The organism is Viridibacterium curvum (assembly GCF_039544165.1).
GTDB lineage: Bacteria > Pseudomonadota > Gammaproteobacteria > Burkholderiales > Rhodocyclaceae > Viridibacterium > Viridibacterium curvum.
The window spans coordinates 149,413-173,931 of record NZ_BAABLD010000002.1; the positions used below are offsets into that span (position 1 = coordinate 149,413).

A 24,519-nucleotide genomic window follows, 5' to 3' on the forward strand; every position below is an offset into this window, starting at 1 on the left:
CCAAAAAAAACCCCGCCGGGTGGCGGGGTTGGTCTTGGACCAAGAGACAGCTTCGCAAAATCGGGTTGCCGCCCACGCCAGCCGTAAATTTTTGTAGTTTCGACAGGCGTTGGTACCGGTAACAAAATATTCCGCATTCTGAGTTTTGATACCGGTAACAGTCAAGTGTTTTCGTCACATTTCACGGTGGAGTGGGGAGCGACTGCATCATCGCGCCGCAGCAAGAATGGGGGTGTTTTTGAATCACCCGCTTGGCTTCGCAAAAATAATTCGATATTATTGGAAATATGGAATCAATTGATGCAACCAATCAGTTGGCAGCCTTGGCGCAAGAGAGCCGGCTGGCCGTGTTCCGCCTGCTTGTGCAGCACGGGGAGGCTGGGCTGACGGTGGGGCGGATTGCCGAATCGCTGGGGCTGGCCAATGCAACCCTGTCTTTCCATTTGAAGACGCTGGCGCAGGCGGGCTTGATCCTGCCGCGTCAGGAAGGGCGCTTCATTTATTACGTAGCGAACTACGCGCAGATGAATGCCTTGATCGCTTTCCTGACCGAGAACTGTTGCGCCGGCGAGCCCTGCGGTGTCAACGCCACGTCCAACCGCTGTTGTCCGGAGAACACGCTATGAAGCGCTTCCACATACACGTATCAGTGGCCGATCTGACTGCCAGCGTCCGTTTTTATTCCTCCTTGTTCGGCCGCGAACCGGCATTGCTCAAGGCTGATTACGCCAAATGGATGCTCGAGGATCCGCGAATCAACTTCGCGATTTCGCAGCGCGGGGCCGCCGTAGGACTTGATCACCTTGGGATTCAGGTGGACAGCGCGGAAGAACTCGCCGCCTTGCAAGTGCAGTTCCAGTCAGCGGATTCGGGCGCGGTGAGCGAGAGCGGTACGGCCTGTTGCTACGCGGAGTCCGACAAGCATTGGGCGCAGGATCCTGACGGTATCGCCTGGGAGGCCTATCACACACTGGCGAGCATCCCCACGTTCAATCGCGCCGAGAGCACGTCTACATCGGCTGCTTGCTGTGCACCGAAGGCTACGTCTCAGACCGTGCCAATCGCCGCGATCAAGACCACATCGCAAAACCACTGCGCACCCGGTGGCGGATGCTGCTGACCTGTTCCTTAATGAGCCATAACGTCGAATTCATTACGCCGAAGCCATAACGACATGACTACCCACGTTCTCATTCTCTGCACCCACAACTCCGCTCGCAGCGTGCTCTCCGAAGGCATGCTCAATCATCTCGCACAGAAGCTTGGCAAAGACGTCCGCGCCCACAGCGCAGGCAGTGCGCCGAGTGGACGCATCAATCCTTTTGCCATCGAGGCGCTGAACCGTGCCGGCGTCGATACGTCCAGCTATCGCAGCAAGAGCTGGGATGAGTTCTCGCAGCCGGATGCGCCGCAGATGCGCATCGTCATTACGGTTTGCGACAACGCAGCTAACGAGGTTTGCCCGATCTGGCCGGGCAGTCCGGTGAAGATGCATTGGGGCTATCCTGATCCTTCGAATGCCGAAGGAGAGGACGCCAAGCGTCAAGCCTTCGAGATCACGCGGCAGGCAATCGGCTATCGCATGTTGCAACTGTTGGCGTTACCGCTCGACACGATGAGCAATGCCGAGTTGCAGGCTGCGCTGACGCAGATCGCAAAGAGCTGACCGTGCAAGAGGCACGCAAACTCCTTGCCGAATTGCTCGGCACAATGCTCCTGCTCTGCGTCGTGATCGGCTCCGGGATCATGGCTGAACGCCTGGCGGCAGGCAACGTGGCTGTTGCCTTGCTGGCCAACACACTCGCGACGGTAGGTGGGCTCTATATCCTGATTGAGGTGTTTGGTCCCATCAGCGGCGCACATTTCAATCCCGCAGTCAGCGCGGTGATGGCGGTGCGCGGTGAATTGCATGGCCGCAGTTTGCTGCCTTACGTTAGTGCGCAGCTTTTGGGTGCCGTGTTGGGGGCCTGGCTGGCGCATGCGATGTTCGACATGACAATCCTGCAGTGGTCGACCAAGCTGCGTGACGGCACTGGGCAGTGGATTGCCGAGGCGGTAGCCACCGCGGGTTTGCTCCTGGTGATCCTGCGTGCGCCGCCGGGGCGTGCCTCCGCCATGGTGGCGGCATATATCGGCGCGGCTTACTGGTTTACAGCCTCTACGTCGTTTGCCAATCCGGCGGCGGCTTTCGGACGCATGTTCAGCAATAGCTTCGCGGGCATTGCGCCACAGAGTGTCCCCGGCTTCGTACTGGCACAGTTAGCGGGTGCTGTGACGGGCTTGCTGATTCATGAGGCTTTGTGCGCGCGGAAGCCGACAGGTCTGACGGATCCCCAATGAAAAAGCCCCTTGCCGGTGGGCAAGGGGCTTCGACAACTGGTCGGATGGATCAGTTGTAGGTGATGTCGGACTTGCTGACGTCGCAGTTGGCGGTGTTCCACTTTTCGCCGATCCTTGGCGACTCAGAGCCTTTTTGCACACCCGTGTACGCCACGCAGACAGCCGTTCCGGTCTTGACCGTCAGCGTACGGATCGTGGCCTTGTCGCCAAAGTTGCTGTTGAGGCCAATCGCGTCGCCCGAGGAGGGCTTGGTGGTGATCTTCGTGCTGCTGACCTGCATGTAGCGCGGGCCTCCGTTGTTCGAGCAGTTGCCGCATGAGCGGTACAGCTTGCCGATGGTGGTGGCGGTGAACCCGCTGATGGAGATCTTGCTGCCGATACCGTTGTGCTGGAAGACCTTGTCCGAAGCATTGGCTGCAGAGCCGCCTGTCACCGTCATGGTCTTGCCCGAGCCGCCCTTCATGGTGGCAGCATCTTCACAGACGTCTGGCCACTTCACGTTCGACAGGGTGCAGTTGCCGGCACAGTGCACGCCGTCAGCGGCAGCACCAGCCTTGATCACGACGTTCTTCAGCGTGGCGCCATCGGTCAGGTAGAACACCGGAGCCTGGCTCTCGGATTGGCCGTCGCACGAGGTGCCGACGGTGGCGCCGCCGTAGTCCTTGGTGCCGGTGATGGTCGTGGTGGCCGAAGCGCTGGCCATGGAGGCGGTAAGGCAAAGGCCCAGAAGCAGTTTGCTGTACATCGTTTGTCTCCTTTATCAGGTGTTGTGCTGCATGTGTCGTTTGCTGCAGTCATCACTGGTTAATGTTTGTTACCGGTAACCAGCGGCGCGAGTTTGTTATTGATACCGGTATCAGTCAAGCGGTTGTCGGGAATTCAGGCGAAATTTCCATATTGCGACTGCGTCAGGAGCGGGACTGGTGAGGGCGTATTTTTTTGATCGATCAGTTGCTTACGGCGTACTGCATTGCAGAACAAAAAGTCTGCTGACTGACGAACGTTTGATATGGGAACGCCGGATCCGGTGGCACTGCGAATAGGGAATAGAGGCAAAACCAACCCGCGAGCCGGCGTGGCTCGCCCGACGCCGCCGCGCGCGTGACCCGAAACGAATCAGGCGTGGTGGGGAAGATCCGCCAGCGCAGCGCTGACCTGGGCGAATACGGCATCCCAGGCGCCGGGAGCCGGTTGCCGGAACAGGCGGGCGCCGGGATACCAGGGGCTGTCATTGCGTTGAAGCTGCCAACGCCAGTCGGGGGCAAAGGGCAGCAGGATCCAGGTCGGTATCCCGATTGCGCCGGCGAGGTGTGCGACCGAAGTGTCAACGCTGATGAGCAGGTCGCAATGGCTGAGCGCTGCTGCGGTGTCGCAGAAATCGTGTAGATCCTTGCGCAGGTCAAGGATGCTGAGGTCGTTCAGCACAGCTTCGTCGCTGGCACGTAGATCCTTCTGCATCAGGATCAGTTGGCGACCTTCTCCCGCCAGTGCACCAAAGCGGGCAAGGGCTACGGAGCGGTTGTGATCGTTGGCGAGTCGCGGGTTGCCCGAGCAGCACAGGCCAATGCGCAAGGGTGCGGCGGGCAGCCGTGGCAGCCAGTCGGCGCGCTCGCACTCTGTCGCGGCAAGGTAGCGGGTGGCAAAAGGCAAGGCGTCTGGCGTCAATGCCAGGCGCGCCGGCAGACTCAGCAAAGGGCAATGGAAGTCGGCCGCTGGTGCGGTGTCACCGCGCGCGAACACCGTGATCTGTGGCAGGCGTGACAGTAGTCGTTTCAGCGCAGGCTGCACTTCGAACGTGACCCGCGCACCGCGTTCGACCAGCCCTTGTAAGAGGCGGCAGAACTGCAAGGTGTCGCCCAGCCCTTGCTCTGCCCACACGATGATGTGCCGGTCCGTCAGCGCCTGCTTGCCAGTCCATTCCGGGCAGTCGAAGTGTCGGCGCGCTTCCGCATGCTTGAGCCGCCAGCGCCATTCGTAATGCTGAAAGCCGGCGGTGAAGTCGCCCAGCAAAAGCTGAGATAGCGCTGTATTCCAGTTGGCGTCTGCATGCGCGGGCTGCAGTTGTAATGCCAGTGCATAGTCTTGCAGGGCTTCGATATGGCGGTTCTGCGCGCCAAGGTTGTTGCCGCGGTTGTAGCGCGCTTCGGCGTAGTTCGGGTCGATGGCCAGGGCGGCATCGTAGGACTGTTGTGCTTCGTCGAAGCGCAGTAGATCCTTGAACACATTGCCGCGATTGTTCAATGCTTCGGCGTAACGCGGGCGGCTGGCAAGGGCTTGCGCATAGCTGTCCAGCGCGGCGCTGTAGTCCTTGCGGGCGGCGAGTGCGAGGCCGCGATTGTTAAGCGCTTCCGCGTACCCGGGCCGTTGCTGCAGGGCCTGATCGAGCGCTGCTATGGCTTCGTCGTAGCGCTCCAGCGCGCGCAAGGCATTGCCGAGGTTGTTGAGGGCCTCGGGGAAAACGGGTTGGTATTGCAGTGCCTTGCGGTAGGCAGCGGCTGCTTCTTCGTGGCGGTCCAGCGCAGCCAGCGCCACACCGCGGTTGGTGTGGGCCGCAGGTTGGCGCGGTTCCAGGGCCAGCGCGCGGTCAAGGCGCTGCAGGGCATCGGCATGACGCTTGAGACGCAACAGTCCGTTGGCGAGATTGGTCAGCGCATCGGCCGACTCGCGCTGTTGCAGCGCGCGCTCGATGAGTGCGACGCCGCTCTCGGCGCGGTTGCTCTGCATGTGCAACACGCCGCAGAAGTGCAGCGCATCGAAGTGCGTGGCTTGCTGCTGCAGGATGTGCGTGTAGATCTGCTCCGCCTGTGCCAGCTGGCCTTGCTGATGCGCCCCGAGTGCCTGAGCCAGCAGCGGTGCGAGCGGATCAGGGCGCTGCCCTGCATTCTTGTGCTTGCCAGACTTTTTCATGCCTTGATGAAGCTATCCAGATGCCTGCCGACCGTGGCGATCAGACCATCCCAATCGCCGGGCGCACTTTGTCTGAACAGGCGCGCCGTGGGATACCAGGGACTATCGCTACGATCCAGAAGGTAGCGCCAGTCAGCGGCGTAAGACAGCATGATCCAGGTTGGCCGGCCTAGCGCACCCGCAAGGTGGGCCACAGAAGTGTCGACGGTGAGTATCAGATCGAGGTTCTGCATGACCGCAGCCGTTTCGGCGAAGTCGGTCAGTTGTGGGCGCAGGTCGTGAACTTCCGGATGCGCCAGCAGCCAGGCCTCGTCTTCAGCACGCAGGTCTTTCTGCACGATGAAGAACTGTGCCTCGGTGCCGAGTAGGGGCGCGATGCGTGCCAGCGAAGCTGAGCGGTTGTGGTCGTTTGACTGGCGCGGGTTGCCGGAGACGCACAGACCGATTTTCTTCTGTGCAATGGTGCGAAAGGTTTCACGCCAGGCGTCGATGCGCTCGGGTGGCGCTGCGAGGTGCGATTCGGTGCGCGACAGGTTTTCCAGCGTGACGCCCAATACGGCAGGTACGCTCATCAGTGGGCAGTGATAGTCCGTCGCAGGCAGCGGACCATCTTTCGCCACGACCTCATGCGCGCCAGCTTGCGAACGCAGCAAGGTGATGAGGGGCGGCTGCACGGCGAGGATCACGCGTGCGCCCTGCGCGGCGAGGTCGGCGGCAAAGCGGCAGGTCAGCAGGGTGTCACCGAAGCCCTGTTCGGACCACAGCAGGATGCTTCTGCCGGACAGCGACTCGCCTTGCCAGCGTGGGCAGTCCAGCGCCAGCGGGACTTCGGCCGTGGCGTGTTGCCAGCGCCATTCGTAGCGCGGGAAGCCAGCTACCCAGTCGCCACGCACCAGTTCCACGACGCTGCGGTTGAGCTGGGCCCCGGGGTGCTGCGGATCGCAGTCCAGCGTGCGGGCGTAGTGCTTCAGCGCGTCGTCGTAACGGTTCAGCAGGGCGGCTGTAACGCCTGCATTGTTGTGGGCGCTGGCATAGTCGGGCTGGATGGCGATGGCGCGATCGTAGCTCGTGAACGCCTCGTCATAGCGCCTGAGCGCTGCCAATACATTGCCGCGATTGCTCCAGGCGTCGACGTCGTCCGGGTGTTGTGCGAGCAAGGTATCGAAAGCGGTCAATGCTTCGTCGAAGCGTGCCAGATGCGTCAGTGCCAGGCCGAGGTTGTTGCGCGCAGCGGCGTGATCCGGGTGCCTGTCGAGCACGTTCTGTGTCAGCGCGAGCGCCTCTTCGGGGCGGCGCAGATTGAGCAGGGTGCTGGCGGCGTTGTTCAGCGCGTCCAGGTAGTGAGGGCGTAGCTTGACGGCGCGGTCAAAGCAAAGCACGGCTTCCTGATAACGGCGCAGCGCGCTCAGGGTGTTGCCCCGATTGTTGAGGCCTTCCGCGTAGTCTGGCTGGAGAGACAGTGCTGCATCGTAGCTGGCGAGTGCAGCTTCATACTGGCGGAGAGCTGCCTGGGTCAGTCCGCGATTGTTGAGCGCAGCAGCGTAGTCGGGGCGAAGATCGAGGGCTGTGGCGAACGCCGCCAGCGCTTCGTCCGGACGCTTGAGATTGCGCAGCACATTGCCGCGGTTGTTATGTGCTTCGGGGTATTGCGGGCGCAGGGTCAGTGCACGGTCAAAACTCTGGAGCGCCGCTTCCAGCTGCCCCATGTCCTGCAGGGTATTGCCGCGGTTGTTCAAGGCTTCGGCGAAGTCTGGATGCAAGGCGAGCGCTGCGTCGTATCGCTGCAGGGCTTCCTCATGCTTGCCAGCTGCGGCAAGCGTGAGCCCGAGATTATTGAGTGCCGAAGCGAAGCGGGGGTTGATGGCAAGTGCTGACTCGAAAGCCTTGCAGGCTTCCTCAAACTGCCCCAGCGCGCGGAGTGCATTGCCACGGCCATTCCAGGCCTCGATGTTGCGTGGCTCGATCTGTAATGCCGCATCGTATGCCGATACGGCTTCATCTAAGCGCCGCAGCCCTGCCAGGGCCAAGCCAAGGTTGTAACAGGTGTTCGCGTTGCCCGGTTGCAGCCGCAAAGCCTGGTCGAAACTCTCGATGGCCTCGGCGAATTGCTTGAGCTGGATCTGGCCATTACCAAGGTTCGTCCAGGCATCAGCCGAGTTGCTATGTTGCGCAATCGCGCGCTGAATGAGTTCGATGCCGCGAGGTGTTTGCCCCATCTGCATGTGGGCGACACCGAGCATGTGCAGGGCGTCGAAGTGCTTCGGATTGCGAGAGATGATGTAGTCGTAGAGCTTTTGCGCTTCCGCCAGATTGCCTTGCTGGTGAAATGCGAGCGCTCGCTGCAGAAAGGCTGCAAGAGGGTCTTGCTGCGCGCCAGCTCTGGTCATTTGATGGCTGCGTTTCTTCATGGGGATCATCACAACCGGTTGAGAGGAAGGGACGATAGCAAAAGATGGGGGACCGAAATGCTGTGCGGGAGGTTATGGCAGCCTTCTGATCCGGCATTAAAAAGCCCCTGGCTCGTGAGAGCCAGGGGCCAGCAACACAGGATGAAGCAGTAAGGCGGGTATTACTTGTAGGTCACGTCGGACTTGCTGACGTCACAAGCCGCGGTGTTCCACTTTTCGCCAACCTTCGGCGACTCGGAACCCTTCTGCACGCCCTTGAACTCGATACAAACGCTGTTGCCCTTCTTCACGGTGATGCTGCGGATCGTTGCCTTGTCACCGAAGTTGGCATTCACGCCTGCCACGCCAGCGCTGGCATTGGAGATGGTCGTGTTGCTGATGTTGACGTAGCGCGGGCCGCCATTGCTGGAGCAGTTGCCGCAAGAACGGTACAGCTTGCCGATGGAGCCAGCAGTGAAGCCGCTGATCTTGATGGTGCTGCCCTTGCCGTTGTGCTGGAAGACCTTGTCGTCGGCCTTGTCTGCCGAACCGCCGCTCACCGTCATGGTCTTGCCCGAGCCGCCCTTCATGGTTGCTGCGTCTTCGCAGACGTCAGGCCACTTCACGTTCGACAGGGTGCAGGAGCCTTCACAGTGCACGCCATCAGCAGCTGCGCCAGCCTTCAGGACGACGTTCTTCAGCGTAGCGCCATCCTTAAGCAGGAACACCGGAGCTTGGCTTTCGCTGCCGCCCGAGCACGAGGTACCGTAGGTCTTGCCGCCGCCATCGAAGGAACCCGAGATGGTGGAGGTGGCGTTGGCGTTGGTGATGACTGCGGCCAGGAAAAGGCCGAGAAGAAGCTTGGATTGCATCGAATGTCTCCTTGAATTGTTTTTTACTGCCGGAATTGGATTACTTCAGGACATCAGCCAAGCCCCCGTTTTCCTTTTTGCGTCGCACTGGGATCGGTAACTTGGTGGTGGCAGTCTGGTTGCACAGTAATAGTTCGTCAACAAAATGATGTTGTGCAACGCGGAGTCCAAGTCATTGAAAAATCAACAAAAAAACCAAATACAGAAGTAGTTTCGAGTGTTCCGGGGCGCCTGTTGATCCTGGCGTTCTTGTGGCCGGTGCCGCGCAGGCGTGGATGTCTCGAAAATTTGCACTGACAGATCAACTGCTTGGCGGAGGTTTGCGACGCAGTGGTCGTTGCGATTGGAACGATTTGGTGCAGCAAAGTCGTGGGGAAGCATTAAAAATTTCCGCTGCTGTGTTGCAGCAGAAAATTCTTTCTGTCAGGCCGGTGACGTGAGAATTGTCACGAATTCTCCCGGGGTCTCCGGGTTTTGCCTGCGATGCCGGGCGCTAATATTTCTGCCAAGATGAGATGGTTGTAATGGCTGTCTCCTCAAGTGCATGAGGATTCCGGGCAATATCCTTTCTCTTCAGCCCGGCGCGGATGTGCCGTCATATCGGGAGTGGCTTTGCGCTGTGAATCCGCATTGCGAGGCGGTTTAATGCACACTCGGTTGCACACGATCGTCCTGAGGGACCAAAGTCGCGAGATCGGGCTGAAAATGCAGACATCCATGAAAAAGATCTTGCTGCGCGGGGCGGAGGGCAGCCAACTGCACCCGGTGGATGCAGGTGCCGACAACGATGACCGCATCGTTTTTTCAGACGATGTGGAGGGCGATGCCGGAGACGAACTTGCCAAGGCTCAGATCGAGGCGTGGCGCATCCTGATCGCCGATGACGATGAAGAGGTGCATCGCGCTACGGAATTCGCGCTGCGTGGCGTGAAGATCGACGGCGCCCCCCTCGAATTGCTGCACGCCATGAGCGCGGCTGAAGCGCGCACCCTGCTGGCCAGCGAGCCGCGCATCGCAGTCGCCATGCTCGACGTGGTAATGGAAAGCACCGACGCCGGTCTGAAGCTGGTCGAGATCATCCGGCAAGAGCTTGGTCTGAAGAATCTGCGCATCATCCTGCGCACCGGCCAGCCCGGTTACGCGCCAGAGCTGGAAGTCATTCGTCGCTGCGACATCAATGACTATCGCACCAAGTCCGAGCTGACCCAGGTGCGTTTGATTACCACGCTGACTTCTTCGATTCGCGCCTATGCCCAGCTGGAGCAGATTGCCCTGGCCAGCCGTGGCATGCGCGATGTGGCGCGCAATTCCAACGCCTTGTTCCGCATCCACGACAGCGCGGCATTCGCCATGCGCCTGCTCGACACGCTGGGCACCATGCTCGATGTTGCACCACAGGGACTGGTTTGCTGCGGGGAGGTCATGGACCACCGCAACGACAGCACGTCGCCTCCCGGCGGGTTGCAGGTCGTCGGTGGTGCAGGCGCCTTTGAGGGCGTTACCGGACTGGCACTGGAGACCCTGGCGGATGTTGAAGTACAGCGCCTGATTTCGCGTTGTATTGCATCGCACGCCACCCAGATGGATGGCAGCCGGTTCTGTCTGTGGCTGGGTTACCCGGACCGCGATGCGGTGGTCTATTTCGACGCCGGCCGCGTACCAGATGAACTGGAGAGCCGGCTCATTGAATTGCTGGCCGCGAATCTGTGTGTGGGCTTCGAGAACGTCGACCTCTTCGAGCGACTCAACTTCTTCGCATTTTTCGATCCGCTGACGCGCTTGCCTAACCGCACGCGCTTCATCGCCGAAGTGGATCAGGACATCTACGCGAACAGCGGGACCCGGCGTTGCATGGCAATTGCCGACGTCGTGCGTTTCTCCGACATCAACGATGCTCTGGGACACCGCTGTGGTGACACGCTGCTGGCGGCCGTGGCCAAACGTCTGCGCGCTGCGGTTGGCCAGGGCGTGCGCTGCGCACGCATTTCGGGCGATGTGTTTGCCTTGTTTGGCGACGAGAACCTCATCGATCCGGCGGTGATCCGGCGTGCATTCGAGTCCCCCTTCTTCGTGCACGGGCACGCACTCTCTGTGGGCGTGCGACTGGGGCTGGTGCGTGTGGGCGACACCCGTGGCGGCGCCATGGATCTGGTGCGTAACGCCAATCTCGCGCTTAACGAGGCGCGCCACGCCAGCGGAGCCGGCTACGCCTGGTTCAGCAGCGAGCTGGCGGCAGATGTGCAGTCGCGCGTTGCGTTGCTGCATAGCCTGCGCGCCGCCATTGACTTCAAGCGCGGGCTGAGCCTGGTGTACCAGCCGCAGATCAACGCCATCACCGGCGAACTGCTGGGGGCCGAAGCCTTGCTGCGCTGGCACAGCGATTTCGGCGAGGCCGTTCCACCCGCGCAATTCATTCCTCTGGCAGAGCGTACCGGCATGATTGCCGAGCTCGGCCTGTGGGTGATCGAATCTGCCATGGACCAGCTGGCCGCCTGGCGCAAACAGGGTCTGAACACGCTGTGCATGAGCATCAACGTGTCGTCCGTACAGTTCCGTGCCGACGATTTCGCGCTGCGCGTGCGCAAACTGATCGATCTGTGCGACGTGCCGGCTTCGAACATCGTGTTCGAGATCACCGAATCGATCGCAGTCGAAGACCTGTCCCTGGTCATGAGCCAGATCTCGGCACTGCGCAATATGGGCATCCGTTTTGCCATCGACGATTTCGGGACCGGCTTTTCGTCCCTCAGCCAGATCGCCAGCCTGCCGGCCGATGAGTTGAAGATCGACCGCAGCTTCGTCGAGAAGGTCGACTTGTCGGAGGCCGACCGCGCCTTGTCCGCAATGGTGGTGGTCCTGGCGCGGGCGCGTTCCCTGACCGTAGTGGCCGAGGGGGTGGAAACCGATGCCCAGCGTGAGGCTTTGCTCGCCATGGGTTGCGAGCGCATGCAGGGCTACCTCTTCGGGCGTCCGATGACGGCGGAGCGGTTCGACGTCTGGCGACGCGAACGCAAAGCGGTCTGAAGCGCTGGGCCTGACCGGCAGGGTGTGAGATTTCAGCCGTTCCCCTGAAGGGAATTTTCCTCCCGGTAACGTGCTGCAGCTATCATGGCGGCCCCTTACTGGCGTGGCCCGACATGGACATCCTGCTGCAGTTCGTAGACATCATCCTGCACCTCGACAAGCACCTTGCGGTGCTGGCAGCCAATTACGGCGCCTGGATCTACCTGATCCTGTTTCTCATCATCTTCTGCGAGACCGGCCTCGTGGTCTGCCCCTTCCTGCCCGGCGACTCGCTGCTGTTCGTGGCGGGTGGGCTGGCAGCGACGGGCAATATGAACGTGCACCTGTTGGTGCTGCTGCTGTTTGTTGCCGCGGTGTCGGGTGACAACCTGAATTACTGGGTCGGCCGTTTCATGGGGCCACGGGTATTCCGCTGGGAGCAATCCCGATTCTTCAATCGCGCTGCGTTCGACAAAACCCATGCTTACTTCGAACAGCATGGTGGCAAGACCATCATCATTGCGCGCTTCCTGCCGCTGCTGCGCACCTTCGCGCCCTTTGTGGCCGGGGTCAGCAACTGGGAGTACCGCCGCTTCCTGCCGCTCGACATCCTGGGCGGCGCACTGTGGATCGGCTCGCTGACCTACGCCGGCTACTTCTTCGCCAACATTCCCATCATCAAGTCCAATCTCAGCCTGTTCATCCTGGGCATCATCGGCGTATCGTTGTTGCCAGTGATCGTGACCTGGTGGAAGGCGCGCAAGAGCGCGGCCTGATTCGAGCCTTTCCCGCATATTTCCTGAACCCCGGTTGCCTGTCACGGCGCCGGGTCGAGTCCTGTCAGCGCGCCGGCCGCTGATGCGTTAGCACTCCTATACACAATTCATCATGCAGAAGAATCTCGTCATCCTCATCTCGGGTCGTGGCAGCAACATGGAGGCCATCGTGCGTGCCGCGATTCCCGGTGCCCGCGTGGCCGCCGTAATCGCCAATCGCCCGGATTCTGCAGGTCTTGCCTTTGCCGAATCCCACGGCATTCCCACGGCCGTTGTCGATCACAAGCTGTTCGCCGACCGCAGCAGCTTCGACAAGGCGCTGGCCGAGACCATCGATGGCTTCTCGCCCGATCTCGTCGTACTGGCCGGATTCATGCGCGTCCTGACAGGCGAGTTCGTCGATCACTACGCAGGTCGTCTCATCAACATCCACCCCTCGCTGCTGCCATCCTTCCCCGGTCTGCACACGCACCAGCGTGCGCTAGAGGCTGGCGTGCGCGTGCACGGCGCGACCGTGCACTACGTGACGGCGGATCTCGATTGCGGCCCCATCATCATCCAGGCCGTCGTGCCGGTCAGCGACACGGATGACGAGAAGAGCCTGTCGGCGCGCGTGCTGCGGCTGGAACATCAGATTTATCCGCAAGCGGTGCGCTGGATTGTCGAGGGGCGTACCCGTATCGACGCCGGCCGCGTCAAGGTAGAAGGCGTTCGTACGGCCGAGGAAGGCTGGACTCTGCCGCCACTGGATGAAGGAGCGGGCAGCTAGCCCGGCGATGACATGAGGGCACGTCCGCTACTGATCGCTGCTGTTGTCTCGGCAATCGTTCATGCGGCGGCGTTGCTGTCCCCAGGCTGGCATTTGCCCGAGGATGTCCCGGATGCGCCGGAAGTCCTCATGGCGCGACTGCTTACGCGACCGGAAGATGCCCCACCCCCTCCCGTGCTGCGGCCGAAAAAGCCCAAAGCAAGGACGCCTGCCGTGCCGTCGCCAATGAGTCGTCCAGCGACCGAGACGGAGAGCGCCGCCAGTCTGCCACCTGCGCCGGATGTGCCGCTGAGTCCGACGCCTGATGAGGTGGCCACGCCTGATGTGGCTGAGGCCGGTAATGGGACAAACCCGTTGGCCCAGGCGCCGGCCGAGCCACCCCTCAATCTCGAAGCCTGGCCGCAACAGGGGCGTGTGCGTTACCAGTCCAGTTACTGGGGCATGCCGGTTGAGGGCGAGCAGCGTTGGTCGCATGACGGCGCGCGTTTCAATGCGTCGCTGACCGGCACTGTGCCGGTCAAGGGGGAGCTGCTGCGCCAGGCTGCAACGGGACATATTTCCGGCGGTCGTCCGGTGTCCGAGCAGTTCAGCGAGACGTTCAACCGCAATCAGTTCGAAACCCAGTTCGCCTCCGATGGCAGCAAGCTCATCCAGGTGCGCAAGGGCGCTCTGCGCGAAGTGCCGACGGAAGGCTATGCGCTGGACATGCTCGCGCTGACACATTTCGTTGCGATGCAGCCTCCGGACGTACCGGCTTTCGATGTCATGGTCGTGACGTTTCGTGGTTCGATCAGCAGGGTGACGGTGCAGCAGTTCCCCGCTGCCGAGATCGAATTGCCGGCCGGCAAGACCATGGCGCGTCGATTTCACGCAATGGGTAACAAGGGGCGGCTGAAGATCGACGTCTGGTTGTCGAGCGACTGGCGCAACGCGCCAGTACGTATCCGGGTCGAAGACGATGGCGGCGCCTACGACCTGAAGGCCGATGAAGTCGAGATCGACGGAGCCCTGCTCGCCAAGGCGCCGATCGGTAGCGGAGTGGATTGAGGGAGGGCCGGGCAGGGGGCACGGTATACTCCGGGCCTTTCCGGGTTGGCCGTGCCGCTGATGTCAGAGGTGATTGGGGCCCCCGTCTTCGCAGGTTTCCGCATGTCCCTCTCCCTCACCGATTCGCAGCTGCAGGCCGCGACCGACGTACTCGACGAAGTGCTCGATTTTCGTCATCCGGCCGACGCCGTGCTGTCCAACTTCTTCCGTGCCCGGCGCCAGCTGGGTTCGCGTGAGCGCGCTTTTGCGGCCGATGCCACGTATGGCGTCGTTCGCCACCTGCGCCAGCTGCGCCGTGTTGCAGGCGAGGGGGTCGGCCCGCGCAAGCTTATCTTTGCCTGGTTGATGCGTTGTGAGGGCCTCTCCATCCGTCAGCTTGAGCCTTTTCTGTCGGTCAGCGAGCGCGGCTGGCTGGCCGGGCTGAAGTCCGAGGCGAAGGAAGCCACGACGCTGGCCGAACGTTGCGATCTCCCTGACTGGCTGGCCGACCGCATGGCCGCCCAGTACGACGAAGCAAGCCTGTTGGCCCTGGCGGATGCATTGAACCAGTCCGCCCCCTTCGACATCCGCGTCAATCCCTTCAAGGCTGAGCGCGATACCGTGCTGGCGCGCTTGCAGGCGGAGGGGGTCAAGGCCGAGGCTGGCAGGTTTTCGCCTTACGCCATCCGTCTTGAGACGCGTGTGCCGCTGCAAAAGCATCCGCTTTTCGTCGATGGCAGCATTGAGGTGCAGGACGAAGGCAGCCAGCTGCTGGCCCTGCTGCTGGCGCCAAAGCGCAGCGAGATGGTGGCCGACTTCTGTGCCGGTGCGGGGGGCAAGACCTTGTTGCTCGGCGCTTTGATGCGCTCGACGGGACGCCTGTACGCCTTCGATGTGGCCGAGAAGCGTCTGGCGCGCATGAAGCCGCGTGTGGCGCGCTCAGGTCTGTCCAACGTGCATCCTGCCTTGATTGCCCATGAGAACGACCAGCGCATCAAGCGCCTGGCTGGCAAGCTGGATCGGGTGCTGGTGGACGCTCCCTGCAGCGGCATGGGGACATTGCGCCGCAACCCTGACCTCAAGTGGCGTCAGACCGAGCGGGACCTGCTGGAGCTGGTGCAGCGTCAAGCGGCCATCCTCGCGGCCGCGGCACGTCTGCTCAAGGTGGGCGGCCGTCTGGTGTACGCCACCTGTTCGTTGCTGAGGGAAGAGAACGACGCGATCGTCGATGCGTTCCTCGCCGCCCATCCGGCTTTCGCCGAAGAGCCTGCGAATGAAGTGCTGGCCGCGCAGAAGATTGCGCTGGATACCGGTACCCGCCTGCGCATGTCTCCCGTCACCCACGACACCGATGGTTTCTTTGCCGCTGTGCTGACCCGCAAGGAGTAAAGGCATGCAGTCGCTGTTCGACTTCCTCCGGCCGCTGTTCGACCCTGCTGTGTTGCGCGAGCTGTGCGTCGTGCTGCCCCTGCTGGCGGTGTCGGCCCTGATTGCGCGGCGCTTGCGGAAGACCGCTGCACTGGAAGGGCGAGCACTGCATGGGGAGGGCCTGCGTCGTCTTGCCTTCCCGTTGTTGAGCGTGTTGTTGCTGATGCTCGGGCGATTCGTGACGCATCACCTGGGTTGGTCGGGTCGTACCATCGGACTCGCTGTTCAGCTGGCGCTGGCCATGGCTGGCGTACGCATGGCGGTGTTCGCGCTGCGCCAGACGTTCTCGTCGTCGAGTGTGCTGGCGGGTTTCGAGCGTACGGTTGCCATGCTCATCTGGACCTTCGTGGCGCTGGATGTCATCGGCGTGCTGCCCGAGTTCGTCGAATGGCTGGATGGTTTTGTCCTGCATATCGGCAAGTCAGGTATCACGCTCTGGCAGATCCTCCAGGGTACCGTGACGGTGATTGTGTCTGCGCTGATTGCGATGTGGCTGGGCGGCGTGGCGGATTCTCGCCTGCAGGCTGCACAGGAGCTGGATATCAGCCTGCGCGTGGTGCTGGCCCGTCTCATCAAGGCTTTGCTGCTGTTCGTCGCGGTATTGCTGGGTATGTCACTGGCGGGTCTCGATATCACGACGCTTTCCGTGTTTGGCGGCGCGCTGGGCGTGGGTCTGGGTCTGGGCATGCAGAAGATTGCCAGCAACTACGTGGCGGGTTTCATCATCCTGCTTGAGCGTTCGATCAACATCGGCAACGTCATCCAGGTCGGCGCTGATCAACGTGGCGAAGTGTTGCGAATCACGACGCGCTACACGGTACTGAAGGGGCAGGGCAGCACGCATTACCTGGTGCCGAACGAGAATCTCGTTTCGTCGGTTGTACAGAACGACAGCTATGTGGATCGCACCGTCCGGCTGACGACGCGCATCCAGGTGGCGTACGACTGCGATATCGATCTTGCCATGCGCTTGCTCGAGGAAGCACCCCTAGGCATTGAGGGGTTGGTCGACGAGCCGTCGCCAGAGGCTTTGCTCAAGTCTTTTGATGACAGCGGAATCACGTTGGAACTGGTCTATACGATAGTCCGCGATGGCAGCTCGGCCGCGCGGATCCAGTCCGATGTGAATCTCGCCATCCTGCGCAAACTGCGCAATGCGGGCATCGAGATTCCGTTCCCGCACCGCGTTGTCCATCTGGCTGAGCCTATGAATGCGCCAGGCAATGTGCCCGGCGAAGTAGCCTGACTTTCCTGCATTGCGCGGCTGACGCGCGTTTTACTCTCGCGCTCAGAACAGACTCACTGTGTGGCGATTGCTGTCTTGAAGCCAAATCTTGGCGTCAAAACGGTCTGGTAGAGCAGCCGACCGGATAGCATTCGAGTCGGAGAGCAAGGCGAGGCCGTGCAGATCAGTCGGCGAAGACTTCCGGAATCAGCGTGAGCTGCAGCGAACCTGACTGATGCTGGCGTAGCAGCTCTGTCCAGGCGACCGCGAGCAAGCTGTCCTTGTCCAGCTCGCGTAGCAGGATGACGTTGCGGAACTGACTGAAGGCGACGATGCTGCCGCGGAACGAAACTTCACCCGGTAGCGCTAACTGCACGATTTCACCGACGCTGAGGTTGGCCAGCGAAGCCGGGGGGCTGGGCTCGGCGGGCAGGAAACCCGGCCGGCGCAGAATCTTCAGCTCGGGTTGGCCCATTGCGGGATCGAGGCGAGCTGGCTCTTCGGGAGGTGGCGCGACCGCGGGTTCGACACCGCGCGGGTCGCGGCCCTTTAGGGCTTCGGTGTGCAGTGTCGTGAAGCGCGCGAGCAGGCGGTCCCGTGCTTCGGGGCTGACGTGCAGACTATCCAGCCCACCCTGCAAGCCACGCAGCATGTCGGGCAGGACGCGCACCAGTTTCTCGCGCTCAGCTGTATCGATCTTGGGCTGCATGCTCCAGATCAGCATGTCGGCGAGTTTGAGGGCGTCTCGCCAGGCGTCACTCTTTTCGCCGGCCGTCAGCAAGGCGCGGCGTAGCACGACACTCCAGTAGTGTTCGAGGAACAGGCGTACCGTTACCGGCGGTTCTGGGGAGCACAGCGCGCGGATGGCGTTGGAGGCATTGCGACGCGCCAGCTCGTTGCGTTCTTCACGTGCGATGGTCTCGCTGGCGGCTTGGAGTTGCGTCGCCACCAAAGCGGTCTTGTTGTCGTGTTCCTTTGTCAGAGCGGTGAGCGGCTGCGCGAAAGCCTCCAGATCTTCCTGATAGTTGCCGGCAACTTGCGCGCAGACCGACGCCAGTTGTTGAACGCGGGTGTCATGAGCGCCCACGTTGGCGGGGAGCTCTGCCGCCATGCGCGTCAGCTGTTCGAGCAGCGCGCGCGCGGGGTGCGCAGCGTCGGTTGCCAGCGTCGTGTCGCGCAAGGCGACCTTGAGCATGGGGATGCGCAGCGTGTCCAGGGCCGTCTTGGCTGCGGCGGGGAGATCGCTGGCGAGAACCCGTTGCAGCGCGCGCTCGACGAGGTCGACGGCCTGTCGCGTATCTTCTGGCAGCAAGGTGGCGAGTTCAGTACTGCTCAGCTGTCGGGTGATGCTGTCGCGATCGCCGGCTTTGAGCTGATCTTCCAGCCAGGCAAGCATGCGGTCGCGCAATGCATCGGCGAGCATCGGGTCGATGCTGCGGGCGGGTGCGGCTACGGCAGCGCTTGTTGCGCGGCGCTGGGCGCTGTCCAGTGCCGGGTTGCGTTCGTTCGAGCGCAATAGCGAACGGGGTTCGATGCCCAGTTCGCCGAGACGCTTGTTGAGGAGTTCGTAGAGTGCCTTGAGACGTCGCCCGAGTTCTGAGCGCATGTCTTGCAGCATGCGGATACGCGCATCCGGATTCAGGCCGGCCTCGCTGGCCAAGGCGCGCAGGGCGCAGCCGATGGTCTCAGGCCCGACCGGCAATTGCTCGGGCGCGGCTTCGGACTGGTCCAGCAAGGTCATGAAGCGCAAGTGCAGCTGACCAAGCGCCTGTTCGCAGCGTTCGCGTAGCTGTTGTGAAAGATCGGCAAGGCGGATCGAGAACTCGAGATCTTCCTCGTGAACCAGGCTGATGCGAGAGGCGGTCAGGCTGCGTTGTGCGTCGAAGCTCTTGCGGTCTTTCAGCCCGACGAGGATGTCGAACTGTTCGCCGGCAGCGTTCAGAGTCGCAGCGATGACGTCGCTATCCTGGTATTTGAAGTCGCGCAATAAGCCCCCCAGCGTGTCGAGAAGGGCGCGTCGACTTTCGTCGAGTGCATGAGCCGTGATGCTGGCGGATGGGGAAGACAGTCCGGTCATGAGAGTGCTGATGCAGTGCGGTAGCTCTCTCAGTCTAGGGGATCCGGCGTCCCGCAGGACGCCGGATATCAGGCAGGCATTGCCGCTTATTGCACCGAAGCAAGTCGGGTCAGAATCGCGGGTTGCCGCGCTGCGAGGCGATTACAGGCCGAGACAAGGGCGCGCAGCGAGGCTTCGACGATACTCGGAGAGCAGCCAGCACCGAACACGCTGACTGGCGCATCGACGTGGACCAGTTCAACGAATGCGACGGCCTGAGCGCCCGCGCCGGCACTCAGGGAGCGCTCCTCGAAACTATGGATGCTGAGCGGCAAGCCGAGGGCGCGCAGTGCGGCGTCTAGCGGTCCGTTGCCTTCGCCGCGAAGGCGCTGTGGCGATCCGTTGATCATCACGTCGAGTTCGATGGCATGCCGATCGCGCGATTCTTCGAGGCGATGGCCGAGCAAAGTCACAGGCAGATCGGCGGTGAGGTAGCTGCGCTCGAAGATGGCCCAGATGTCCTGTGCGCTTTGCTCGCGACCGGTGTCATCCATTACCTGCTGCACTTCGTTCGAGAACTCGACCTGCATGCGACGCGGCATTACAAGGCCATAGGCCGATTCAAGCAGGTAACTGATGCCACCTTTGCCGGACTGGCTGTTGACGCGGATGATCGAATCGTAAGTGCGACCAAGATCTTGCGGATCGACCGGGAGATAGGGCACTTCCCAGATGGCTTTCGGATCCTGGGCGGCGAAGCCTTTCTTGATGGCGTCCTGGTGAGAGCCGGAAAAGGCCGTGAACACAAGGTCGCCGACGTAGGGGTGACGCGGGTGGATAGGCAACTGGGTACAGGTCTCTGCTGTGCGGGCGACTTCGTTGATGCGCGAGAAGTCGAGGCCGGGATCGACGCCTTGCGTGTAGAGGTTGAGCGCAAGCGTCACGAGATCAACGTTGCCGGTACGTTCGCCGTTGCCGAACAGGCAGCCTTCGACACGATCTGCGCCGGCCATCACGGCGAGCTCGGCGGCCGCGACAGCCGTGCCCCGATCATTGTGCGGATGCACGCTGACGATGATGGCGTCACGGCGCTGCAGATTGCGGCACATCCATTCCACCTGATCGGCGAACACGTTGGGCGTGGCGCACTCGACCGTTGCAGGCAGGTTGAGGATGGCGGGCCGTTCAGGGGTAGGCTCCCAGACTTCCATCACGCGGTTAGAGATCTCAAGCGCGAATTCGAGTTCGGTGGATGAGAAGGTTTCCGGGCTGTACTGGAAGACCCACTCGGTGTCAGGCTGGGCTTCAGCACACTCGCGTACGAGCTTCGCGGCATCGGTGGCGATGCGGATGCAGCCGGCACGGTCGACATTGAACACGGTGCGACGGAAATTCGGCGCTGTGGCGTTATAGACATGCATGATCGCCCGGCGAGCGCCTTTGAGCGATTCGAAGCTGCGGCGGATCAAGTGCTCGCGGGCTTGGGTGAGGACTTCCAGGGTCACGTCTTGCGGTACGCGGTTCTCTTCGATGAGCTTGCGCACGAAGTCGAAATCGGTCTGCGAGGCGGAGGGGAAGGCGACCTCGATTTCCTTGAAACCGATACGGCACAGCATCTCGAACATTTCGAGCTTGCGCGCGGCGGACATGGGTTCAAACAACGCCTGGTTGCCGTCGCGCAGATCGGTGCTCATCCAGATGGGTGGCTGGCTGATCACCTGCGAGGGCCAGCGTCGGTCAGCGAGCTGGATGGGGGCGGTGGGACGGTACTTGGTGTTCGGTTGCTTCAACATGACGATGGCTGCTCCGGATTCATTGTGATCGGTGTCGGGTCGTGTCGACGGCCGAATCGACAGCGCGGCAAGGGATACCCGGCAGCCCGTTCAAGGCCGGGTATCCGATAGGCAGTCGCAGCAAGGCAAACGTTTGAATCATGTCGGGCTCCATGAGGGAAGTGTGCGAACAGGTCGGAGATGGCCAGATTTGGCCGCGCAAAGGCGCACGTCTGTCAGCGACAGAGGGCTAAAACCAGCAGGAAGGGGAGGGAATTATCTGCGCGCGCGGCGCAGCAGCAGACGACGCTTGGCACGCAGCAGGGCTGCGCCAAGACTGGCGGAGAGAGCGATAGCGAGGAGGGTAAGCACGATGTGCTGTGTCGCAGTCATGGCTGAACATTAGTTGCGCCTGTCGCGCGATGTCAAGCTATCGAGCCTATAAATGTTGCAAAACCATGAAGGTTCTCCTTGGGAGGGCCGATAAGCTCCAGTACAATCGATCCCGCATTCTTTTCAAGGATTCTCATGTTTTCCGGCTTTTTTGATCTCCCCTGGTGGGGCTATGTGCTCTGCGCCTTGGGACTGACCCACGTCACCATCGCCTCGGTGACGATTTTTCTGCACCGTCACCAGGCTCACCGCGCGCTCGATCTGCACGCCATTCCCAGTCATTTTTTCCGTGCCTGGCTGTGGATGTCGACGGGTATGGTGACCAAGGAGTGGGCCGCCATCCACCGCAAGCACCACGCCAAATGCGAGACCGAGGAAGATCCACATAGCCCGCAAGTGTTGGGCATCAAGCGCGTGCTGTTCGGCGGAGTCATGCTGTATGTGAAGGAAACGCGTAACAAGGAAACCATGGCGCGTTACGGCCATGGCACTCCGGACGACTGGTTGGAGAAGCGCATTTACTCGCGCCACCAGAAGCTGGGTGTTGCCATCATGATGTTGGCTGACATGGCCATGTTTGGCATCGTGCCGGGCCTGCTGGTCTGGTTGGTGCAGATGGCCTGGATCCCGTTTTGGGCCGCTGGCGTGATCAATGGCGCCGGGCACTATTGGGGCTATCGCAACTTCAACTGTGCCGATGCTTCGACGAACTTGCTTCCGTGGGGCATCATCATTGGTGGTGAAGAACTGCACAACAATCACCACACCTATGCCACATCCGCCAAGCTGTCGGCCAAGTGGTATGAGTTCGACATCGGCTGGATGTATATCCGCATCCTTGAGATGCTGGGTCTGGCTACAGTCAAGAAGACTATTCCGGTGCCGCGCATCGGAGTGGCCCGCAAGGTCGTTGATCTTGACATGCTGCAGCACGTAATCACGCATCGCTATGACGTCATGACGCGTTACATGAAGTCCTTGCAGCAAGTCTATGCGGATGAGTTGGCTGCAATCCGCGCCCGGCATGTGGGTCTGGATGTCGCTCGCCTCAGGACTTCCCTGCTGGCGGATGCCCAGTCGCTGACGACCTCTGCTCGCGAGCATCTGGCCGAAGCCTTGTCGCACAGTCCCAAGCTGCAGCAGTTGCACGCCATGCGTGAAGAGCTTGCCGCCCTGTGGGCGCGCTCGTCGGCCTCCAGTGAGCAATTGCTGAAGCACTTGCAGGACTGGTGCCATCGCGCGGAGGAGAGCGGGATCGCCCAGTTACGTGAGCTGTCTTTGCGGATGCGTTCCTACGCAGCTGTCTAAGCCTTCGTAACTCCAAAGCAAAAAGCCCGCTTGCGCGGGCTTTTTGCTTGGTTGGCCCGGGCCTCACAACGCGCGGCGACGCTTGACGCTGACGATTTGATAGACGCCGCCGAAAACCGTCTGCTTGGTCCATTCGAAGTCTTGCGGGCGACTGGCAAAGCTGCTGATTTCGCGTTTCCACAGCACTTCAGCAAAAGGTTCCAGTTTGCTGTTGACCCATTGCAGGATGTAGCGGATCGGCTGCCACCAAGCTGGGCCATGATAGTCGACAAATAGCGCTTCGGCGCCGTCATCCAGCTGGCTCAACATGTTGTCGACGATGCGACGCTTCCAGTCATCAGGTACTTCATGCAGCAGGAAAAAGCTGCAGATCAGATCCTGTTTTGCGGCAGGTCTGTAAGAGGCTGCGTCGGCGTGTTGCTGCGTCACATTAGCTAGCCCTGCCAGTTTGCGGCTGGCCTGGGCGAGCTGGATGGGGGTGACGTCGGTCAGCGTGAAGTGCCCTTCGGTCCCGCAGCGTTGGGCCGCTTGCCGAACCAGATCGCCATAAACATGGGCCAGCTGCCAGACCCGCATGCCCGGGTGGATTCGCGACAGGTAGGCTCGCATCAGGCGGGAGTCGTTGCCGAACAGCAGGACTTTGACGACGAGGTTGTGATCCAGCCTCGGAGCCCAGCGGGGGCTTACATAGGCCCAGTCGTAAACCTCCAGCATGTAGTCCGGCATGCCGAGCGGGGTGGGGCTGGGTGTTTGATGCGGGGTGTCGCCCAGCGCTTCGGGAGAATACAGGCGGGATTGTCTGAACATGTCGTTTCTCCGGTTTGTGATAACCGAAGATTATTCTGGACGGCTGACCTACGATTTGCGCTGGGCTAAATCCCCGAACGGAAATTATGGATTCTGAAGATAACCTTCTGTTATGTGTTGATAGAAGTCCTTCTATTTCATGGAGATGGCGACTGGCTTACAGTTCGCTCATCACTTAACAGACGAGGCAGTCATGGCAGCCGTTGCACCCGAGAAGGTTCTCAGCGTTCACCACTGGAATGATTCACTCTTTTCCTTCAAGACGACGCGTGACCCGGGTTTCCGTTTCCGCAATGGCCATTTCGTAATGATTGGCCTCGCTACGGAAGGCAAGCCGTTGCTGCGCGCTTACAGCATTGCCAGTGCCAACTACGAAGAGCATCTGGAGTTTTTCAGTATCAAGGTGCCGGATGGTCCTCTGACTTCCCGCCTGCAGCATCTCAAAGAGGGGGATGAGATCCTCATCGGCAAGAAGCCCACTGGTACGCTGGTGCTAGACGATCTGAAGCCCGGCAAGACCCTGTTCATGCTGGGTACCGGCACGGGTCTCGCACCGTTCATGAGTCTCGTGCGTGACCCTGAGGTGTATGAACGATTCGAAAAGGTTGTGCTGTTCCACGGTGTCCGTACTGTCAGCGAGCTGGCCTATCAGGACTACCTCACCAAAGACTTGCCGAATGACGAGCTGTTCGGCGATATCGTGAAAGACCAGCTGCTGTATTACCCCAGCGTGACGCGTGAGGCCTTCCGCAACCAGGGGCGCGTCACCGATCTGATCCGCAGCAACAAGCTTACGGACGATCTGGGCCTGCCCCCGATGAACCCTGAAACAGATCGTGTCATGATCTGCGGCAGTCCTTCGATGAACAACGAGACGGCAGCCCTGTTGGACGAGCGCGGCTTCGTGATCTCCCCGGGAGTGGGCGAGCCTGGCGACTACGTCATCGAACGCGCTTTCGTTGAACGCTAAAAAAAACCTGGGCCGACCTTGCTGCGATGCGGATCCGTGGCTATAATTCCGCTTCTTTTTTGGGCGGCCTTCAGGTTAGCTAACGATGAGTGGTTTCTTTGGCAGTCTCGTGCTGGTTGTGCATGTGCTCGTTGGCCTTGCGGTCATCGTGTTTGTGCTGCTTCAGCATGGCAAGGGGGCTGACGTCGGGGCTTCCTTTGGCAGCGGTGCATCGGGTAGTTTGTTCGGTGCTTCGGGGTCGGCGAACTTCCTCAGTCGCACGACAGCTGTACTCGCTACCATATTTTTCGTCACCAGTCTGACTCTGACGTATCTTGCTGGTCAGCGTAGCAGTGCTCCGAAGAGTGTTCTGGATACGCTTTCCGAGCAGTCGGGTGCGGCGGTGGAGCCCGCTGCTTCGGCGCCGCAAGCTGGTGAGCTTCCCAAGTAAGTGTTTTGATGATTCTGTTGCTTGGCAGCATTTTGGTGGCAGGGTTATAA

Annotated in this window: 20 protein-coding genes; 13 read left to right on the forward strand and 7 right to left on the reverse strand. The window is 61.1% G+C overall.

Features of this window, described 5'->3' with window-relative positions; all coding sequences use genetic code 11:
- Positions 1-287: 287 nt before the first annotated feature.
- The 4 genes from ABEA02_RS01855 to ABEA02_RS01870 are packed head-to-tail and all read left to right on the forward strand — an operon-like array spanning position 288 to position 2,340.
- Positions 288-626: an ArsR/SmtB family transcription factor gene (locus ABEA02_RS01855; RefSeq protein ID WP_345531122.1), complete on the forward strand. Its 339-nt coding sequence runs from the start codon at positions 288-290 to the stop codon at positions 624-626.
- On the forward strand, positions 623-1,120 hold the full coding sequence (locus tag ABEA02_RS01860; protein ID WP_345531123.1) for an ArsI/CadI family heavy metal resistance metalloenzyme: 498 nt from the start codon (positions 623-625) through the stop codon (positions 1,118-1,120). Before ABEA02_RS01855 ends, ABEA02_RS01860 begins: the two co-directional genes overlap by 4 nt.
- Positions 1,121-1,174: 54 nt before the next feature.
- Positions 1,175-1,666 carry an arsenate reductase ArsC gene (locus ABEA02_RS01865; RefSeq protein WP_345531124.1) on the forward strand — a complete coding sequence of 164 codons (492 nt, stop codon included), beginning with the start codon at positions 1,175-1,177 and terminating at the stop codon, positions 1,664-1,666.
- Positions 1,667-1,668: 2 nt separating this feature from the next.
- A complete protein-coding gene (locus ABEA02_RS01870) occupies positions 1,669-2,340 on the forward strand; it encodes an aquaporin (RefSeq protein WP_345531125.1) in 672 nt (223 codons plus the stop codon).
- Positions 2,341-2,389: 49 nt separating this feature from the next.
- On the opposite strand, the gene ABEA02_RS01875 is transcribed toward ABEA02_RS01870, so the two are convergent.
- The 4 genes from ABEA02_RS01875 to ABEA02_RS01890 form a co-directional block, all read right to left on the reverse strand.
- The gene (locus tag ABEA02_RS01875; RefSeq protein ID WP_345531126.1) at positions 2,390-3,085 is read right to left on the reverse strand and encodes a pectate lyase; all 696 of its coding nucleotides are present in this window, start codon (positions 3,083-3,085) and stop codon (positions 2,390-2,392) included.
- A 371-nt stretch (positions 3,086-3,456) separates the two neighbouring features.
- On the reverse strand, positions 3,457-5,247 hold the full coding sequence (locus ABEA02_RS01880; RefSeq protein WP_345531127.1) for a tetratricopeptide repeat protein: 1,791 nt from the start codon (positions 5,245-5,247) through the stop codon (positions 3,457-3,459).
- Positions 5,244-7,634, reverse strand: a complete 2,391-nt coding sequence (locus ABEA02_RS01885) for a tetratricopeptide repeat protein (protein WP_345531128.1) — start codon at positions 7,632-7,634, stop codon at positions 5,244-5,246. The genes ABEA02_RS01880 and ABEA02_RS01885 overlap by 4 nt, the downstream gene beginning before the upstream one ends.
- Positions 7,635-7,816: 182 nt before the next feature.
- Positions 7,817-8,506: a pectate lyase gene (locus tag ABEA02_RS01890; protein WP_345531129.1), complete on the reverse strand. Its 690-nt coding sequence runs from the start codon at positions 8,504-8,506 to the stop codon at positions 7,817-7,819.
- 717 nt (positions 8,507-9,223) lie between these two features.
- Between ABEA02_RS01890 and ABEA02_RS01895 the strand changes: the two genes are divergently transcribed.
- The 6 genes from ABEA02_RS01895 (at position 9,224) to ABEA02_RS01920 (ending at position 16,754) form a co-directional block, all read left to right on the forward strand.
- The gene (locus tag ABEA02_RS01895) at positions 9,224-11,530 is read left to right on the forward strand and encodes a putative bifunctional diguanylate cyclase/phosphodiesterase (RefSeq protein ID WP_345531130.1); all 2,307 of its coding nucleotides are present in this window, start codon (positions 9,224-9,226) and stop codon (positions 11,528-11,530) included.
- A 113-nt stretch (positions 11,531-11,643) separates the two neighbouring features.
- Positions 11,644-12,285 carry a DedA family protein gene (locus tag ABEA02_RS01900; protein ID WP_345531131.1) on the forward strand — a complete coding sequence of 214 codons (642 nt, stop codon included), beginning with the start codon at positions 11,644-11,646 and terminating at the stop codon, positions 12,283-12,285.
- Positions 12,286-12,397: 112 nt separating this feature from the next.
- On the forward strand, positions 12,398-13,054 hold the full coding sequence (gene purN / locus ABEA02_RS01905; RefSeq protein ID WP_345531132.1) for a phosphoribosylglycinamide formyltransferase: 657 nt from the start codon (positions 12,398-12,400) through the stop codon (positions 13,052-13,054).
- A gap of 225 nt (positions 13,055-13,279) precedes the next feature.
- Positions 13,280-14,101 (forward strand): DUF3108 domain-containing protein, encoded by an 822-nt coding sequence (locus ABEA02_RS01910; protein WP_345531133.1) that lies wholly within the window; start codon positions 13,280-13,282, stop codon positions 14,099-14,101.
- A 102-nt stretch (positions 14,102-14,203) separates the two neighbouring features.
- On the forward strand, positions 14,204-15,469 hold the full coding sequence (locus tag ABEA02_RS01915; RefSeq protein ID WP_345531134.1) for an RsmB/NOP family class I SAM-dependent RNA methyltransferase: 1,266 nt from the start codon (positions 14,204-14,206) through the stop codon (positions 15,467-15,469).
- A gap of 4 nt (positions 15,470-15,473) precedes the next feature.
- Positions 15,474-16,754 (forward strand): mechanosensitive ion channel family protein, encoded by a 1,281-nt coding sequence (locus ABEA02_RS01920; protein WP_345531135.1) that lies wholly within the window; start codon positions 15,474-15,476, stop codon positions 16,752-16,754.
- 163 nt (positions 16,755-16,917) lie between these two features.
- Here the strand turns inward: ABEA02_RS01920 and ABEA02_RS01925 are convergent, their stop codons facing one another.
- Positions 16,918-18,810, reverse strand: a complete 1,893-nt coding sequence (locus ABEA02_RS01925) for a DUF1631 family protein (protein ID WP_345531136.1) — start codon at positions 18,808-18,810, stop codon at positions 16,918-16,920.
- Positions 18,811-18,896: 86 nt separating this feature from the next.
- Positions 18,897-20,582 (reverse strand): 2-isopropylmalate synthase, encoded by a 1,686-nt coding sequence (leuA, locus tag ABEA02_RS01930; protein WP_345531137.1) that lies wholly within the window; start codon positions 20,580-20,582, stop codon positions 18,897-18,899.
- Positions 20,583-21,089: 507 nt separating this feature from the next.
- Here leuA and ABEA02_RS01935 point away from each other — a divergent pair.
- The gene (locus ABEA02_RS01935) at positions 21,090-22,262 is read left to right on the forward strand and encodes a DesA family fatty acid desaturase (RefSeq protein WP_345531138.1); all 1,173 of its coding nucleotides are present in this window, start codon (positions 21,090-21,092) and stop codon (positions 22,260-22,262) included.
- Between the two features lie 63 nt (positions 22,263-22,325).
- On the opposite strand, the gene rquA is transcribed toward ABEA02_RS01935, so the two are convergent.
- Entirely contained in the window at positions 22,326-23,069 is a 744-nt protein-coding gene (rquA, locus tag ABEA02_RS01940) for a rhodoquinone biosynthesis methyltransferase RquA (protein ID WP_345531139.1), read from the reverse strand.
- Between the two features lie 193 nt (positions 23,070-23,262).
- Between rquA and ABEA02_RS01945 the strand changes: the two genes are divergently transcribed.
- Both ABEA02_RS01945 and secG read left to right on the forward strand, forming a co-directional pair.
- A complete protein-coding gene (locus tag ABEA02_RS01945; protein WP_345531140.1) occupies positions 23,263-24,039 on the forward strand; it encodes a ferredoxin--NADP reductase in 777 nt (258 codons plus the stop codon).
- 85 nt (positions 24,040-24,124) lie between these two features.
- Entirely contained in the window at positions 24,125-24,469 is a 345-nt protein-coding gene (gene secG, locus ABEA02_RS01950) for a preprotein translocase subunit SecG (protein ID WP_345531141.1), read from the forward strand.
- Positions 24,470-24,519: the final 50 nt, after the last annotated feature.